This is a genomic window from Falsiroseomonas sp. RANM36 (assembly GCF_056682175.1).
Window position 1 is genome coordinate 985947 of record NZ_JBWXTD010000003.1, and the last position, 1189, is coordinate 987135.

At 70.5% G+C, this 1189-nt stretch carries 1 protein-coding gene; it reads right to left on the reverse strand.

Annotation, left to right across the window (positions count from 1 at the left end; genetic code table 11):
• Nucleotides 1–46: 46 nt before the first annotated feature.
• Nucleotides 47–808, reverse strand: coding sequence for a THxN family PEP-CTERM protein (locus tag AC1MIR_RS09535; protein ID WP_480027932.1), 762 nt, complete (start codon nucleotides 806–808; stop codon nucleotides 47–49).
• Between the last annotated feature and the right edge of the window lie 381 nt (nucleotides 809–1189).

The following is a 1189-nucleotide window of genomic DNA, read 5'->3' on the forward strand; positions in this document are numbered from 1 at the left end:
CCGACCCGCGAGGGTCGGCCCCGAACTGCCTGCGCCCTTGGGGCGATCAGACCCTGCGGCCGCGCGCCACGGCGGCCAGGCCGAGAAGGCCGGAGGCGAACAGCACCAGCGACATCGGCGTCGGCACCGGGTTGATCGGGTTCGGCGCCAGCGTGAGGAAGGCGATCAGCGTCGCGGTGTTCGCCTGCCCCTCGCGGGTCAGGAAGTCGGAGGTGAGGTTGCCGCCGATCTCGAAGCCCTGGACGTTGAGGGTGACCTTGTTGCCGTCGACGTCGAAGGTCTCCGTCGTCTCGCTGGTGCTGAACTGGACGCGGTCGGCGCAGCCGCCCGCGTTCACGCCCTGGCCGTTGGCGCCGCCGAAGGGGCAGGGGCGGAGGTTGTTCGGCGTCTCGGTGTGCTCGATGTCGAACACGAAGTTCCGGCTGCCCTGGCTCGCGCCGTTGATCAGGATCTCGGCCGTCACCGTCAGCACCGCGCCGGTCAGGAAGGGCTGCCCGATGACGTAGTTGAGATGGGTGAAGGTGCCCAACGCGAAATCGGCCGAGGGCGTGGGCGGCAGGGACGTGTCGATCGACCCAGGCGTCGCGTTGAAATTGTAGCCGGACTTCCGCCCAGAGGTGGTGCCCCAGCGGAGCGTGGGGTTCGCCGTGCCGCTGCCGCCGATCGTGGCGGGCGTGCCGGGACCGTCGAGCGTGGGGCTCGAGAAGGCGCCGGTGATGTCCTTGATCGTGACGATGGTGGCGCTGAGCGCCGGCACCGCCGGCAGGGTGAGCGCGAAAGCCGCCGCGGCGGCGAGAACCCGCTTCATCGCGAGATGGATCCTGTGTTCCGGCTGCACGCTGGATCGCGGCCGCACTTGGCAAAGTGGTCATGCAAGGACCGTGCCGCGAGAGCGAGCAACACCGTAAGGAATTGGATTCAATTGGGAAGTATGGTGAGGCTGCGGCGCCCCGATCGCCACTTTGCGGTGCAGTGTAAAGCCGGCCGACAGGGGGATTGCGGCGCCGGGAAACCGGCCGAGGCGCACCGCGTGCCGCACGCCGCGCATCCGGAATGAAAAGGGGGGGGGGGCGGGGGGGGGGCGCCCCCGCGGGCGGGCCGGGGCGGCGCCCACCACTTCCTGTGGCTGGCGCCGGCGGAGGGCGGCGACACGCTGGTGGATTTCCGCGCGGCGGAGGACAAGCTCGCC

What these genes read in the sequence shown, in the direction of transcription:
- AC1MIR_RS09535 (WP_480027932.1), bottom strand. Translation starts at nt 808, where the DNA reads ATGAAGCGGGTTCTCGCCGCCGCGGCGGCTTTCGCGCTCACCCTGCCG.